The sequence below is a fragment of the uncultured Intestinibacter sp. genome (assembly GCF_902468165.1).
Taxonomy (GTDB): domain Bacteria; phylum Bacillota; class Clostridia; order Peptostreptococcales; family Peptostreptococcaceae; genus Intestinibacter.
The window spans coordinates 13,375-29,286 of record NZ_CABQXJ010000031.1; the positions used below are offsets into that span (position 1 = coordinate 13,375).

At 27.8% G+C, this 15,912-nt stretch carries 14 protein-coding genes and 1 riboswitch; of the genes, 2 read left to right on the forward strand and 12 right to left on the reverse strand.

From position 1 onward, the window contains the following. Positions 1–65 precede the first annotated feature (65 nt). From RDX53_RS07270 to recQ, 10 genes are all read right to left on the reverse strand, one after another. A complete protein-coding gene (locus RDX53_RS07270; protein WP_195931696.1) occupies positions 66–731 on the reverse strand; it encodes a methionine ABC transporter permease in 666 nt (221 codons plus the stop codon). After that, the gene (locus tag RDX53_RS07275) at positions 721–1,689 is read right to left on the reverse strand and encodes a methionine ABC transporter ATP-binding protein (protein WP_195931695.1); all 969 of its coding nucleotides are present in this window, start codon (positions 1,687–1,689) and stop codon (positions 721–723) included. Before RDX53_RS07275 ends, RDX53_RS07270 begins: the two co-directional genes overlap by 11 nt. Before the next feature lie 198 nt (positions 1,690–1,887). Next, positions 1,888–1,990, reverse strand: a riboswitch (SAM riboswitch). Between the two features lie 157 nt (positions 1,991–2,147). Beyond that, complete coding sequence (dnaK, locus tag RDX53_RS07280) at positions 2,148–3,890, reverse strand: molecular chaperone DnaK (protein WP_195931650.1); 1,743 nt, start codon at positions 3,888–3,890, stop codon at positions 2,148–2,150. Positions 3,891–3,917: 27 nt separating this feature from the next. Next, complete coding sequence (locus RDX53_RS07285) at positions 3,918–4,679, reverse strand: DnaJ domain-containing protein (protein WP_195931649.1); 762 nt, start codon at positions 4,677–4,679, stop codon at positions 3,918–3,920. Further along, a complete protein-coding gene (locus RDX53_RS07290; RefSeq protein ID WP_195931648.1) occupies positions 4,672–5,517 on the reverse strand; it encodes a DUF5685 family protein in 846 nt (281 codons plus the stop codon). The genes RDX53_RS07285 and RDX53_RS07290 overlap by 8 nt, the downstream gene beginning before the upstream one ends. 2 nt (positions 5,518–5,519) lie before the next feature. Further along, positions 5,520–5,933, reverse strand: a complete 414-nt coding sequence (locus RDX53_RS07295; protein WP_195931647.1) for a hypothetical protein — start codon at positions 5,931–5,933, stop codon at positions 5,520–5,522. 265 nt (positions 5,934–6,198) lie between these two features. Continuing rightward, positions 6,199–7,287, reverse strand: coding sequence for an iron-containing alcohol dehydrogenase family protein (locus RDX53_RS07300; protein ID WP_295571393.1), 1,089 nt, complete (start codon positions 7,285–7,287; stop codon positions 6,199–6,201). Between the two features lie 214 nt (positions 7,288–7,501). Further along, positions 7,502–8,320 carry a formate dehydrogenase accessory sulfurtransferase FdhD gene (gene fdhD, locus RDX53_RS07305; protein ID WP_295574072.1) on the reverse strand — a complete coding sequence of 273 codons (819 nt, stop codon included), beginning with the start codon at positions 8,318–8,320 and terminating at the stop codon, positions 7,502–7,504. 203 nt (positions 8,321–8,523) lie between these two features. After that, complete coding sequence (locus RDX53_RS07310) at positions 8,524–9,405, reverse strand: hypothetical protein (RefSeq protein ID WP_195931495.1); 882 nt, start codon at positions 9,403–9,405, stop codon at positions 8,524–8,526. 235 nt (positions 9,406–9,640) lie between these two features. Beyond that, the gene (recQ, locus tag RDX53_RS07315) at positions 9,641–12,097 is read right to left on the reverse strand and encodes a DNA helicase RecQ (RefSeq protein WP_295574067.1); all 2,457 of its coding nucleotides are present in this window, start codon (positions 12,095–12,097) and stop codon (positions 9,641–9,643) included. Between the two features lie 293 nt (positions 12,098–12,390). On the opposite strand from recQ, the gene RDX53_RS07320 reads away from it, so the two are divergent. Next, positions 12,391–12,768, forward strand: coding sequence for a helix-turn-helix domain-containing protein (locus RDX53_RS07320; protein WP_007286114.1), 378 nt, complete (start codon positions 12,391–12,393; stop codon positions 12,766–12,768). Between the two features lie 38 nt (positions 12,769–12,806). After that, positions 12,807–13,220, forward strand: a complete 414-nt coding sequence (locus RDX53_RS07325; RefSeq protein WP_195931497.1) for an ImmA/IrrE family metallo-endopeptidase — start codon at positions 12,807–12,809, stop codon at positions 13,218–13,220. Between the two features lie 39 nt (positions 13,221–13,259). Here the strand turns inward: RDX53_RS07325 and RDX53_RS07330 are convergent, their stop codons facing one another. Beyond that, the gene (locus RDX53_RS07330) at positions 13,260–13,904 is read right to left on the reverse strand and encodes an endonuclease/exonuclease/phosphatase family protein (RefSeq protein ID WP_295574060.1); all 645 of its coding nucleotides are present in this window, start codon (positions 13,902–13,904) and stop codon (positions 13,260–13,262) included. Positions 13,905–14,232: 328 nt separating this feature from the next. Then, the gene (locus RDX53_RS07335) at positions 14,233–15,702 is read right to left on the reverse strand and encodes a GIY-YIG nuclease family protein (RefSeq protein ID WP_307993907.1); all 1,470 of its coding nucleotides are present in this window, start codon (positions 15,700–15,702) and stop codon (positions 14,233–14,235) included. Positions 15,703–15,912 lie beyond the last annotated feature (210 nt).

The window sequence follows — 15,912 nt, forward strand, 5'->3', positions numbered from 1 at the left end:
TTTATTTTTATTAATTTTTTATTGTTTTTAAGTTTCATTTTTCTATTTTTTACTTTTAATATTTGTTATTTTAATTTTTTATATACATAGTCACCTAGCATTTGTATAGCTTGTACTATTATGATTAATGTGATTACAACGTATACCATAACTGCTGTATCGAATCTTTGGTGTCCGTATACTAATGCTACCTTACCAAGACCACCAGCACCAACAGTACCTGCCATTGCTGTATATCCTAATATTGATATTATTGAAAGTGTAATTCCTGATACTATAGAAGGCATTGCTTCTTTTATCATAACTTTAAATATTATTTGTGTTTTTGTTGCTCCAAAAGATTTTGCTGCTTCTATTAATCCTTCATCAACTTCATTTAATGCGCTTTCAATTATTCTCGCTATAAATGGTGCTGCACCTATAGTTATTGGAACTATTGCTGCTGTCTCACCTATACTTGTTCCGATTAAGAATCTAGTAAATGGTATTAAAGCTACTAATAATATGATGAATGGGAAACTTCTAACTATGTTTACCACAAATCCTACTACTGAATATACATATTTATTTGGTTTTAATCCTTTTGGTTTAGTAAGTACTAATATTATTGCTAATATAAATCCTAAAATTGTAGCGATTATAGTCGGTACAATTATCATATACATTGTTTGTAAAAATGCTTCTCCCAGTATGTCAGTTAAATACTGATATAATGTCGTTTTAGTTGTCATTTTTTATCTCCTCCCATTTAATATTTTTCTCATCAAGATATCTCTTAACTGCATTTGCATAGTGGTCTTTTACTGTTATTATTAAAGATCCAAGGACATCTTCTCTGAATTTTTCTAGTTTTCCATAACTTATATTAAAATCGAAATCTAATGTTCTCGCCATATTTGTTATTATATTTTGGTTTGCAATTTCTTTAGGGAATATTATTTTTATATTTGTTCCTTCTGGAAGAACTATTTGTTCATCTCCTATTAATGCTTTTAATCCTTCTGTATTATTTAAGAATAAATCTTCAGTATCTTCTATTTCTAGAACTTTACCGCCTTCCATAACTGCAACCTTTGTACAAATTTGTTTTACAACTTCCATTTGGTGAGTTACAAGGATTATTGTTATGTTTAGTTTTTCATTTATATCTTGTAATAAAGCTAATATTGATTTTGTTGTATTTGGGTCTAATGCTGAAGTTGCTTCATCACAAAGTAAAACTTTTGGTTCAAGCGCTAATGCTCTTGCTATTGCAACCCTTTGTTTTTGACCACCACTTAGGTTTCTAGGTTTCGCATCTCTTTTATCTGCTAGTCCTACTAATTCAAGTAAATTCATAACCCTTTTTTCAATTTCTGCTTTTGAATATTTAAAACATTCTAGAGGTAATGCAACATTTTCAAATACTGTTTTTCTCTCTAATAGTGAGAAATGTTGGAATATCATTCCTAAGTTTTTTCTAAGTTCCCTTATTTCTTTTTCGGTTAAATCTTTTACTTCTTGTCCTTCTACTGTAAGACTTCCATCTCTATAATCTTCAAGTCCATTTATACATCTTAGTAATGTTGATTTACCAGCACCACTATGTCCGATAATTCCAAAAATTTCACCTTTTGAAATTTCCACATCTACATTTTTTAGGATTTGTACATCTCCATAATATTTATTAAGATTTTTTATCTTTATCATTAAGTTTCTTCCTTTCCTTAAATATATAAAATTATTATTTTATTATAGTGATTTTATATATTTTATAAAATTTTTATATCAACGTAAACTTATATCTTTTTCATTATTTGATAATATTTATATATTTTTATTTTAAGTTTAATCATTTTAAGTATAAAAAAAGCCTAAGTATAAACTTAGGCAATTGTAATCAGCTTATACTCATCTTTCAACTTAAAAGTTGCAGGATTTAGCACCATATATTTTAAATATTGGTTGCCGGGTTTCACAGGGCCAGTCCCTCCACCACTCTTGATAAGAGTTTGTTCACTTGTTATGCTATTAATAATATATGAGTATAAGATAATTGTCAATAGATTTTTCGACATTTTATTTTGATTTTTAAAATATTCATTTCATCTATTATTCGTATTTAAATTAATTTATAGTTGATATATTAAATCTAAATATATATTTTGTTATATAATCTCTCTTGCACTATTTTCTAAATCGTCTTTTACTTGTCTAATTTCACTTATCTTTGTATTGTTGATTTTATCTGGTTTTGCTTTTCTAACTAATCTTTTTAGATTTCTTAAATTGCCTTTTATTTCAGACTTTTTACTTCTGTCTAAACCAGATTTTGAAGTATCAAGACCTTGCTCTACTTTATAAACAAGTGACTCAGCATCATTTATTATATCAATGTATTCTTTCTTTTTATTATCTTCTGATTCATAAGATTGTGCATCTCTTATTGCTTTTTCTATATCTTCGTCTGATAAGTTTGAACTTGCCGTTATTGTTATACTTTGGCTGTTTCCTGTTTTAAGGTCTTTAGCTGATACATTTAGTATTCCATTTGCATCTATTTCAAAAGTAACTTCAATTTGAGGAATACCCCTCATAGCTCTCTTTATTCCTTTTAATTTAAATTCGCCGATCATTTTGTTGTCTTTAGCAAATTTTCTCTCACCTTGTAATACTTTTATATCTACAGATGTTTGGAAATTTGCTGCTGTAGTAAATATTTGACTGTATTTTGTAGGAATAGTAGAGTTTCTTTCTATAAGTCTTGTCGATACTCCTCCCATAGTCTCAATTGAAAGAGATAATGGAGTTACATCAAGCAGTAAAACCTCATTTAAACTTGGGTCTCCTGATAATTTTCCACCTTGGATAGCGGCACCTAATGCAACACACTCATCTGGATTTAAGTTTTTACTAGGCTCTCTTCCTGTTATTTGTTTTACTTTTTCTTGGACAGCTTTAATTCTTGTTGAACCTCCAACTAATAATACCTTGCTAATTTCACTTGTCGATACACCAGCATCATTTAGGGCATTTTTCACAGGTATAACAGTTCTTTCAACTAAATCATAAGTAAGCTCGTCAAATTTAGCCCTAGTAAGTGTTATATCCATATGTTTTGGTCCGTCTTTTCCAACTGCTATAAATGGCAGATTTATATTAGTTGTCATAGCTGTTGAAAGTTCTTTTTTTGCTTTTTCAGCTTCTTCTCTAACCCTTTGAACTGCTACAATATCTTTAGTTAAGTCAATTCCTTCATTTTTCTTAAATTCTGATATTAGATAATCAGATACTTGCTTGTCAAAGTCATCTCCCCCAAGATGATTATCTCCACAAGTCGCAAGAACTTCGATAACTCCATCTCCTATTTCAATTATAGATACATCAAAAGTTCCTCCACCTAAATCATATACCATTATCTTTTGTGATGATTCGTTATCTAGTCCATATGAAAGTGCTGCAGAAGTCGGCTCATTTATTATACGTTTTACTTCTAGGCCTGCTATTTTTCCAGCATCACTAGTAGCTTTTCTTTGCGAATCATTAAAATATGCAGGTACTGTTATTACAGCTTCTGTAACAGGCTCTCCCAAATAGCTTTCTGCATCTTTTTTTAACTTCATCAGAATCATTGCAGAGATTTCTTCTGGAGTATATTTTTTGCCATCTATTTTTACGCTATAGTTAGTTCCTATATGGCGTTTTATAGATGAAATAGTTCTATCTGTATTTGTGATACTTTGTCTCTTAGCTGTATCACCAACTAATCTTTCCCTATTTTTTGAAAAAGCAACTACTGATGGTGTAGTTCTAAAACCTTCTGCATTAGCTATAATTGTTGGAGAACCACCTTCCATAACTGCTACACATGAATTTGTTGTTCCTAAATCAATCCCAATTATTTTGCTCACCTTAACTGCCTCCTACCTTTCTAATTATCAGCAACATACCATACCATTACAACAAATATTGCACGCAAGGTTTAACATACAAAGCTTGCAACAATAATCATCTAATCCCCCAGTCGAATATCCATATGTCCTTTGTTGTTGATTGTACCAATTTCCTCTACCTTCAAGTACATCTACTAATCTTCTATATTGAATATTATTTGGCTCCATATTAAGAGCTATTTTTGCTTCTTCAAGTGCTTTTATATTATTGCCTAATTTATAATTAACATTGGCACTGTAGTAGTACCATTTAGATGTTCTATTTTCTATATTATCAAGTACATTTCGAGCTTCATTGTAATATCCATTATTAAAATAATTAAGTGCTGCTCTTAAATGCACATCTTCTTCTTGGTTGAAGTTCGGATTATATCCGCCTTGTTCTTGTCTTCCTGTATCAAATCCAAATGCTCTGAAAAAGTCTTCAAAGTCACCAAAATCTTGTTGATTGCCATAACCTCCAGCGTTATCTGTGTATCCGCCATAGTTGCTATTTCTATAACCACCTGGACTTGAAGAATTTCCATATCCATATCCTCCAGATGTATTTGAGCCACCATTTTTCATCTTCATTACTGTTTGGTAGGCTTGTTGAATTTCTTTAAATTTTTCTTCATATTGTTCTTTGTTTGGATTATTTATATTAGCATCTGGATGATATTTTTTACTTAATTTTCTATATGCTTTTTTTATTTCTTCTTTTGAGGCATCCCTAGATACACCCAAGACCTGATAAGGATCAGTCATCTGTTTTTTCCTCCACTTGTTTTCTCTTATTTCTAATTGATTGGAATTTTGCCCATACTCCCGAATATAATATATTTCTCAAAATATCTACATCTTCAATAATAGGAAGCTCTTCAAATTCCCTCGCACATTCTGAAATCATCATAGTCAATATCTGATTTACAAAATCATCAAAATCTTCATTTTGATATATTTCTGAAAAAGGATTGTAATTCCCCTTTTTTAAATCCTTTTCAATATCTTCATATGCATCTATGATGTATATATATTTACCAAGGAAAAATCCCATTCTTGACAGGGTTTGCTTCCACTCATCTTCTTTATATAAAAATAACTCACTCATCAATTCTCCTGAGTAAGACGAAATCTTATCTATATCGTATTCTTTCTTTTTTTCATATTCACTAGATTTTTTTAATATAGCTTCAAGTTTTGCAGTTTTCTCTGGATACTGTTTTTTTATTTTTTTAACCTTATTTTTTACTATTATAGTGTAGATTTTTCGACTTAATTTTTTCTCGTCTTCCCAATCGTCTATACAGTTTAAATAAGCTAAAAATAAATTCATATCAGCTATATAATCTGTAATTTCATTTCTTCTTTTTATGCTCTTTTTAAATGGATGTATCTTACATCTAAAATTTTCTAGTTTTGTCTTAGGTTCATAAAGTCCTGTCAACAAAAGTTGTAAAAATGTCATATCGTAGTTTAATGTCAATTGGGCAAATCGTCCACTTCTGTTGTTTAGTGTTTGACACAGACCACAATAATATGATTTATATACGTCGTATTCTTTAAATTTAAGTTCCTCTTTGTTGATAAGAACATATCCAAACATCTTTAGCTCCTTTTAATAAAATAAGTGTCACATTTTGGGCAGTGAATATTTATTTTTCCTCTTCCTCTTGGAACTCTTACTTTTTGTTTGCACGTTGGGCATTTATATATACGATAAACTTTTCTTTGTTTTAATATACTTTTTTGATTATTTATCTTTTTTCTAATATTAGCTGTCTTATTTAAAAAGTTTTGATTTTCACTTGCTCTTTTATATATATTTCTAGAGAACATTCTATAATAAGTATAAATCAGCGTCGCTAAACTTAAGTAGTACATAGCTACTGATAAGCCTGGTATTAACCTTCTAAATAAGAAATATATTATAAATTCTCCTATAAATAATTTCATTAAAAAGTTATTAAATTGGTCAATTCCATACCTTCCTTGCATAAATCTCATCAATTTCTCTCTCATAAAACTTTCTCCTATTTAATTTATTTATATACTAAAATCATTGTACTTTATTTTTTTAACTTTAGATAATAATAGAGCTTATATGTGTACCCAATATTAACACTAACTAATATTAATACAAGTAATTTATCTCAGTATTAATATATATTGGGCAGCTTTAAAAATCATGTCTTAAAACTCTTAAATTTCAACAATATGGATATATTGGGCAAAAAAATAGTACTAAAAAAATTGTTTTCAGTACTATTTAATCTATAATTTAAAATTATTTTAAAGTCATTCCATAATCGTCACAGTCAGATATTGCTTTTGCAAACATATCTTTTGTAACTCTATCTTTTATAGCATTCCATTCAACTAAAGTTACTGCTTTGTCTACTATTGTTTGTATTCCACTTTTATCTATTCCTAAATCAGCTAAACAAACTGGAAGTCCTAATTCTTTGTTAAATTCAGCTATTTCATTTCTTTTTTGTATTTCTCCAGCACAAGTAAGAAGTGTTAATACACCGAATGAGACAACCTCACCATGTAGTCCTCTTGCTCCTTCTACTAATGTTGAACCGTTGTAAAATGCATGTGCTAGTGAACTGTTGTAATAGTAGTCATTTTCTGTTGTAGTTAAGTTTGAAACTAAACCTGTACTTATTATTATATCAAGCACTACTTGTTTTAATTCTTCAGACTCTGTATTATTTTTGCAGTCTTCTAGTGCTTTTTTACCGTATTTTATAAGAGGTTCTGTACAGACTTTACTTATCCCAACACCCATAAGTGGTGTATGGTCTAAATTTACTCCTTGTGATGAATAAACAGCTTCACATTCCTTTGATAAAGCATCACCAATACCTGCCCAGAATAAATCTTCTGGTGATTCTGCTATTATTTGTGTATCTATGAAAGTATGGTCTGCTGGTTTATCTAAGTAATAATAATCTTTAAATGTGTGATCTTCGTTATACATAACACATATTGCAGTAACTGCTGCACAATTTGAGCCTAAGGTTGGGAAAGTAAATAATGGTTTGTCCAATTTGTCTGCTACAACTTTACAAGTATCTACAGCACGACCTCCACCAACACCAAATATAATATCGGCATTTCTTACTCTTTCATCTGATACTAATTTATCTACATTTTCATAAGTAGAATCATCACCGTATACTATAAAATCTACTATTTGCATATCAGAATTTGCTATACCATCTAATAAAGCATCTTTTGCTTTTTCTATAGCTGTTCTTCCCCCAATTACAACTGCTTTTTTGCCAAGTCTACGAGCTACATTTGGAATTTCTTTATAACATCCTGCTCCTACTGAATAACTTGGAAGATATACATTATAATTCCCCATAATTTAAATCATCTCCTAATATTTTTATATTATTTATGCTTTTTATTCTAGCACTTTATTTATTAAAAATGAATATTTTATAATAAATTTTAACAAATTTTCTGAAATTTATTATTTATAATATCTAGAATATTATTTTTTAAGAATATTTTTTGTACTAATATAATTTATAGAAGATATTTATAGTTATATTATATAAATAAAATCTTAAATATTATTCAAATATAATTCTCTCTGGATTTGTATATATGTTCATTCTTTCACCTCTAACAAATCCAGCCAAAGTTATATTTAGTTTTTTAGCTATTTCTCGAGATAAATTTGTAGGTGCCGATTTTGACACTACTATAGGTATGCCTGCTTTTGCAGCTTTAAGAATCATTTCACAAGAAATTCTTCCACTTACAAATATTATTTTATCTTTTAGATCGATATTATTTAAAATACAATATCCTATAGATTTGTCCATTGCATTATGTCTTGCCACATCTTCTCTAATTGTAAGTAAAGTCTTATTATCATAAATAGCTACACTATGTACCCCGCCTGTGTTTTTGAATAATTCTGAAGAAGTTAAGTTCTCTTTCATAACTTCATATATATCACTTACTCTTATCGTTGTATCTGTATTTTCAATAGGTTTCAAATCTACATAATCTAAATCATTTAGATAATATCTCTTTCCTTTATCTGAGTCTTCATTTTTATCAATTACTGTATTTGCAACTCTATTTTCAAAATCAACTTCTATAGATTTTATATCAGCTTTTGATTTTATAACTCCCTTTGTCATCAAAAATCCTGCAACTAATTGTTCTAAATTTTCTGGTGTGCATAAAAATGTATTTGAATATTCATTGTTTATTACTAAAGCTAGTGGAAACTCCCCTATTATTGTTTCCAACTCCTCTGTATGGTTTTTACTTTCTACTTTTACAACTTCAAATTTAAAATCTGTTTTGTAATCGTAATTCACTAATCTTTCTTTTTGTTTTACTTGCTGATTACCTTCTTTTGAATATTTGTTTTCCATGACAATCCCCTTTTCTTTATGTTTATTATTTATTATTTTATATTTCATAGTATTTATCTATGATTTTATACTTTAAATATAGTGTTGTTGATTTAATATGTCAATCATAGTTCATAAAGAAATCTTTATTCTAAAAATTTTTTATATATAAAAATGGGCTATATCAGAATTAATGATCAAGATTGTTTTCTTTTAATGTTTTTTTAATAATATTCATTTCCTGTTGCTTCAAATGCTTGTTTAAATGCATTCATGAAAATTGTTTTACCTTGTTCTTTATATTGTCCTAAAGGTGTATCATTTTCTGTATCTTCGTATGCTTTTTCTGCAAATTTACTTGGGGCAGTATCTGAACCATATTCAAAGTAGAATTCTACATATGTTTCTCCTGCAGTTGCTATTTGTTTTTTAAGTTCATCATTAAAATCTATTTTGCTACTATCAAATCCTTGATCTTCATCATTATCGTTTGATGTATTGTTATCTTCCTTTTTAGATGATTCTTCTTTTTTAGCTGAAATTTCATCTAATTTATCGTTACAAGTTTTTAATAACTCGTTACATTCTTTTAATTTATCAATATATTCTGATTTACCATCAAGTTCTTCAATTATGTATCCTAATTTAACTTTAGCATTCATATACTCTTCTTCAGCCATAAGCTCTTTAACTTCAGCTATTTTCTTCTCTATTTGTTCTTTAAAACTTAAACTATCTTGTTCTTTTTTTAGTTTTTCACACTCAGATTTTAATTTTTTAGCTGCATCTCTAGCTACTGAACTCTCGCTATCACTATCCATTATTTTTTCACATAACTCAATAGCTTCATCATATAGTTTATGTTTCATTTTTGCTTGAACTTGTAAAAGTTGTTCTACTTGTTTATATAAAGAAGTTGCTTCTTTATCATCCTCTTTCTCTACAAGAGCTCTATCAAAGAAGTCTAGTGCATCTTCATATGATTCTTGTTTTACAGCTTCTTGCCCACTTTGCATATATTGGTCGTATTTTTTATTTGTTTTATTACAACCAGTAAGTACAAACATGCATACCATCATCAAAGCTAGCAATTTTTTAAATTTCATCAATACCCTCACTCCAATCTCATTAAATTTTAATTCTTTAATTAAGTTACGATTTTGCGCAACATACAGAATTTCCCCTGTATAAATGTTTTTTTCCATATACAATTATACTACTAAATCTACATTTTTGAATAAAAAAATTCATTTTTTATGATTTTCGTAATCTTTTTTTATAAATTTTAATATAATTTATACTTATATTTTAATTTCTGTAATTTAAATATTTTTACTGTATTTAAGCTGTTATGTATCTTTCTATTATAACTGCTCTGATACTTTCATATCTAATATAGTCTGGGAGTGAGTTTTTTATATCCCTCATTTTATCTTCACCGAATTTATTTATGCTTTTTTCGATTAACTCTTTTTCATCTTCACAATAATACACTGATGGATTAAATTTGAAGTGAAGTTCATTGTCTTCTTTTATATAGTCGTATATAAAACCTAAAATAGAATATACTGATGTTTCTAATTTATTGCTTATAGTTTTTACATCCATTCCTTGATTTAATAAATCTAGAGCTATTTCTTTAGGCTTTCTGCTTTCTCCATCTATAATTAATTTCTTTTTCTTCTTTTCTCTCCAGTTTACTTTTATATTATTTTCTTCTACATAATTATTGACTACTTGTATTATTTCATCACCGTATTTATCTATTTTCTTTGGACCTAGTCCAGATATATCGCTTAATTTCTCTGTATCTAGTGGATATCTTCCGCTTATTTCTTTTAATGTGTTTTTAGGCATTACCATGTGGTATGGAATACTTTCAATTCGTGCATATTTTGCCCTTACAGTTTTTAATAGTTCATATAAGTTTTTATCTGTTTTAACTTCAAAGAACTCTTTATCGTCTTCATCAATATTATTTTGTTTTTCAATTAATTCATTTTTATTTATGTTTTTATCTTGCATATATGTTTCAATTGCATCTATAAAGTTTTGTCCATATCTTTCGTATTTAACTTGTCCAACACCTGAAATATTTAATAGTTCTTGCTGTGTAGTTGGATAAGTATTTGCCATTGATAGTAATGTTGCATCTCCAAACACCATATATGGAGCAACTTTTTCATTTACTGCTATTGTCTTTCTTAAGTCTGCTAAAACTTCAAATAACTCATTTTTATTATTTGATTCTTTTGCTACTTTTACCTCTTTAAATTCAACTTTTATCTCACCTTTTAATACTTTTAAAGATTGTTTATTCATAGATATAGTAGGAAAACTTCCTCTAGTACCTAGATTTTCTTTTATATATAAAAATCCATGAGAAATTAAAGTGTTTATAAAAGTCTTTAATCCCTCATTGCTGTAGTCTTTCATTATTCCATAAGTGCTAAGTTTATCAAATCCAAGTTCTAATACTTTTTTATTTTTAGATCCTCTAAGAACATCAACAACCATAGTTAATCCATAATTTCTCTTCATTCTGTATATGCATGAAATTACCTTTTGAGCATCTAGTGTTTTGTCTATAATTTGACCTTCAGTTAGGCAATTACTACAATTGTCACATTTGCCTAGCATAACTTCTCCAAAATACTCTAGTATACTTTTTCTATAACATGAATTGCTATAAACTAAGTCTACTATTTGTTGAAGTTTGTTATATTGTATAGTCTTTCTAGAAACACTCTCTGTTCCTACTTCTATAAGATATTTTTGTGTGTGGATATCTCCCGGTGTAAAAAGTAATATACACTCGCTATTTTCGCCATCCCTACCAGCTCTACCTATTTCTTGATAATAGTTTTCTATACTTTGTGGCATGTTGTAATGTATTACCCATCTTATATTAGGCTTATCTATTCCCATACCAAATGCATTTGTTGCAACTATTATATTTGCATCGTCATTTATAAATTTATCTTGATTTAGCTTTCTGTCTTCATTTGACATACCTGCATGATACTTAAGTACGTCTATATTCCTTTTTAAAAGACCTTCATAAATCTTTTCGACTTCTTTTCTTGTTGCAGCATAAATTATACCGCTTTCTGATTTATGATTTTCTATATATTCTAGTAGGTATTTATTTTTAGCTGATGATTTAACTATATTTATGTATAAATTTTCTCTATCAAAACCTGTTATAAATATTTTAGGCTCTATAAGATCTAACATATTTAAAATATCTTTTCTGACTTCTGTCGATGCAGTTGCAGTAAATGTGGTAACTATAGGTCTAGTTTTTAAATTTCTTATAAAGTATGGTATCTTTTTGTATGAAACTCTAAAATCGTGACCCCATTGAGATATACAATGTGCCTCGTCTATTGCAATTTGTGCTATGTTTTTATTTTGAATTATATTTAAAAATTCTGTGCTTTCTAATCTTTCTGGTGCAACATATATAATCTTATACTTATCATTTGTTATATTTTCTAAAATTTGATTGTAATCTTCTGATGAAAGTGAACTATTTATATAGCTAGCATCTATCCCCATTGATGTCAAAGAGTCTACTTGGTCCTTCATAAGTGATATTAATGGAGATATTACAATAGTTAGTCCATCCATACAAAGCGCAGGAACTTGGTAACAAAGTGACTTTCCTCCACCTGTAGGCATTATTGCTAATACATCTTCTCCGTTTAATATAGTATTTATGATTTCTTCTTGACCCTTTCTAAAACTCTTATATCCATAATACTTTTGTAATATATCTAATATCTTTTCATTCATAATAATTCTCCTCATCTAAATCTATTTCCGCTCATATTTTTATTTGATTTATGTCCATCAACCGTACGTAATATACCTTATTATAAAGATTTTTACTATGAAATATTATACTACAATTATTTTATATCTATTTACTTTATTTTTCATCTCAAATACTTTGTAAAGAAATCCCACTTCCTTTTGTGTTATTTATTGAAAATAATACACGTTTCGTGTTACACTATTACCATAGGAATTATTTACATAATTTTTCTTTTGATTCTTAATTAAGAGCAGTAAAGGAGGGATCAGCCATGTTTGGACAAAATCTGAAAAAGTTAAGAACATCAAAAAATCTCAGTCAATCTAAACTAAGTAAAATATTAGGAATATCAAGCAGCACTATTGGAATGTATGAACAAGGTAGGCGATTTCCTGACCAAACTATTTTAACTAAAATAGCGGATTTTTTCGATGTATCAACCGATTACTTACTTGGGCGTAATCCACAAAATCCTCCAACAGAGTTTAACAATGCCACTGATGCTATGGAATTCATTTTAAAATTGCCGACTGTTATGGCATATGGTGGTTATGATGCTACCAAATTATCAGACGAGGAGATAATCGATTTCGCCAATGACTTATTGCAACAAATCGAATTAATTAGCTATAAATATAAGAAAAAATAACAAGTAAAACGATAACTTATCGGAGGGAGGGTAATTTATTGAGTAGTAATAAGATTAAACAGGCCGTTGACAATTTAAAAGCAACATATAATACAAATAACCCCTTTGTAATCTGTGACCACTTGGGTATTACTGTTAGAGAACGAAATTTTAACGAATCTCGCAAAGCTTATTTTGTATCTATTTATGGTCAGCCTTCTATTACAATCAATTCTAATTACATAGAAAAATCGAAAAATATATTATGTGCTCACGAGCTAGGACATATAATATTGGGACATACTGGTGTGAATAACTTTGAATCTGAAAACCAGGAGGCTGAAAGGGAAGCGAACTTATTTGCTCTTTATATGCTTTTTGATGAAAATGATTTTGACATGAAATTTGAAAATATGACAAGTTACTTAATTAAATATACATTAGATAGGAATATAAAATTAGCTAAGAAATAATAAAAGCACTTCTCAGTGCTTTTTTTAATATTTATATAACTATGAAAAATCAACTATTATTGGAAAGTGATCTGACATATATACCTTATCCACTTCATATGAAGTAATATTCAAGTTCGTATCTTCAAAACAATAGTCTATTCTACTATTTAAAAAAGTTGGTATGTTGTCTTTATTTAATTTCATAGATACGTCCTCAAAGTTATTAAGATATATATTCTTTTCATTAAAGTCCCCACAAATTATATTCCCTATAAGATTTTCAATATTTCCATTTAAATTTATATTTATAAAATCTAAAATTTCATCTATTTGTTTAACACGTTCATATTTATCAAGACCGAGATGTGTATTGATAATATTTAAATACCCATCATCATTTATTTTTACTTTTATATGTGCAAATCCCCTTTGTTCTTTTTTGCTAGTAAGCAGCACATGATTTTGTGCTACTATTTTATATTTTGTAAGTATACAAACTCCAAATTCTTTATCCACAACATTTTCAGCAAAAATACCATCCATTCTTAGTCTAAACTTTATTTTTTTATACTGTGAATATAAAACTTCTTGAAGACAGATTATATCGCTTTGTTGTTGTTTTAAATAAGCAATAATCTCATTTAATGTTGGATTTTTTTCTTTATCAGTTCCTGAATGTATATTGTAACAAATAACTCTCATATTATCCCCCCATATTTTAAGAACATCTTATATGATAAATTATATTCTAATATGCCTTTATATTTAATTTATTTCAAAAATTAAATACCGATACTTCTTAGAGTAGTTACCCTAAAAAATATCGGTCTATATATTTATAATTGAGCTCAATTGTGCAAATTTAAATATATAGTTATATTATCCACACAATATTAAATTCTATACATTTTTATTAAAATTTTTTAATTTATTTATCTATTAGATAAACTTAAAGCTCTTTATCTTTTTATAAATTCCATCTTTATTATAAATTTTCATATTCAAATCGAATGTATCCTCAAAATTCAATTTAATATAATTCTTCTGGATCCATATTTTCAGTATATTTTTCAGCCATTTCATTTAAATACTTTTTAAACTCTCTTCTATCCATTTCTGGTTTCATCTCAGTTTCTTCAAGTATTTCAAATGTAAATGATTTTGCCCCGTATTTGTTCCAGTCTTTTTGAAGTTTTATATTTAAGCAGCTATTTACCGAAACAGAGAAATTAAATCTATTTTGCATAGATTGTAAATCTACTTCCCCTTTAATTAAACTCTTTTTACTTTCTGTATTAGTTATTTTATAAACTCCACCTGTTGTCTTCTTTTCTTTATATTCATAAATAGCTTGTTTACGTTTTTCATTTTTCATATCATCTTCACCACCTTCATATTTTTGAATATCTATACTTCTTTCTCTAACATTTTTTATAATTTGCTTATCAATTTTTTCTAAAATATTTTCAAACTTATTTGTATTTAAGTCTACATTTATATTTCCTAAAGTATTAGCTTTATTTTCTTTTTCTATATTTTTAGCTAAGTCATCAACTTCATTTTCTGTTATTTCTACTTTATTTTTATTATTTTGTTCTTCTAGAGCCTTTTTCTTGTTTCTGCTTTTTATAACATTTGCACAATTTCTACAAGAAGGCGAACAGTATTTTTCTCGCTCTGTTTTTGCAAAGAATGCTTTATTGCAGTAATTACAACGGTTTAATATCCTATCTTCATCCATTATAGCAAATGCATAAATCATATCCATAGCTGACTGTAGAGAGTCGAAATTCCAATTAATTTGAGGTCTATCAAACATTGCTAGTGTAAATCCTATTTTATTTGGATTAAATTTATCTGGCATTATTTCAACTGCTTCAGTTAAATTGCTATTTTTATAAATTATCATTTGGTTTAAATTTTCTGATATATTTTTTGCATATTCTAGAATCCATTCTACACGCTCTGCATAGAATTTTGAAAATACTATATCTAAAACTAACGGCTTTTTACCGTAAAACTTTGGAGAATCTTCTGCTTTTACAACAGTTAGATGTTTATCAAATTCTCTAGTATATAAATCATCCTCACCTGCAAATGGCGTGAATAGTTTTATATAATCCTCAGACTTCATTATGTTAGTATCTAAGTTTAAAGTGCTGCTTATAATATTATTTTGTGAAAATATTACATTATCTTCTCCAACTATATCTCGATTGTATACACTAGAAGTTATAAGCCCTAGTAATCCGTAGTGTTTTACAAACACTATTAATTTATTGTATAAAGTATCTTGACTTTCATTTTTTAAAACTAAGTCACCTAAGTCGATTAAATCAAATAATATATTGCTCGATTTTTCAAAAGGATCATAAATTGTATATTTACTGTCTTCTGATGGAACAATATATATACTTCCATTTGAATTTTCTCTCAAGTCATAATTATCGTATTTTATCCACTTGCTTTTGAAGTTTTTTAAGTAAAACTGATTTTTCATATTTTGCTCCTCTCTTTTTGCGTTTTATTATTTATTATATGTTTATTTTATATATGTGTTAATATATTTTTATATTAATTATATTAACACATAGTAATATTTATTACAATATTTTTTTGTTATAAAGAAAAATACTTAAGTATCTATCACTAATTTAATTAAATAGTAAAAGCAGAGGATTTATTTCCCCTGCTCTTATTATTTAATTAA

Coding starts and splice junctions, on each gene's coding strand:
- RDX53_RS07270 (WP_195931696.1), bottom strand. CDS start 731: ATGACAACTAAAACGACATTATATCAGTATTTAACTGACATACTGGGA.
- RDX53_RS07300 (WP_295571393.1), bottom strand. CDS start 7,287: ATGGGGAATTATAATGTATATCTTCCAAGTTATTCAGTAGGAGCAGGA.
- RDX53_RS07335 (WP_307993907.1), bottom strand. CDS start 15,702: ATGAAAAATCAGTTTTACTTAAAAAACTTCAAAAGCAAGTGGATAAAA.
- RDX53_RS07285 (WP_195931649.1), bottom strand. CDS start 4,679: ATGACTGATCCTTATCAGGTCTTGGGTGTATCTAGGGATGCCTCAAAA.
- RDX53_RS07320 (WP_007286114.1), top strand. CDS start 12,391: ATGTTTGGACAAAATCTGAAAAAGTTAAGAACATCAAAAAATCTCAGT.
- RDX53_RS07330 (WP_295574060.1), bottom strand. CDS start 13,904: ATGAGAGTTATTTGTTACAATATACATTCAGGAACTGATAAAGAAAAA.
- fdhD (WP_295574072.1), bottom strand. CDS start 8,320: ATGGAAAACAAATATTCAAAAGAAGGTAATCAGCAAGTAAAACAAAAA.
- RDX53_RS07295 (WP_195931647.1), bottom strand. CDS start 5,933: ATGAGAGAGAAATTGATGAGATTTATGCAAGGAAGGTATGGAATTGAC.
- RDX53_RS07310 (WP_195931495.1), bottom strand. CDS start 9,405: ATGAAATTTAAAAAATTGCTAGCTTTGATGATGGTATGCATGTTTGTA.
- RDX53_RS07275 (WP_195931695.1), bottom strand. CDS start 1,689: ATGATAAAGATAAAAAATCTTAATAAATATTATGGAGATGTACAAATC.
- recQ (WP_295574067.1), bottom strand. CDS start 12,097: ATGAATGAAAAGATATTAGATATATTACAAAAGTATTATGGATATAAG.
- RDX53_RS07290 (WP_195931648.1), bottom strand. CDS start 5,517: ATGTTTGGATATGTTCTTATCAACAAAGAGGAACTTAAATTTAAAGAA.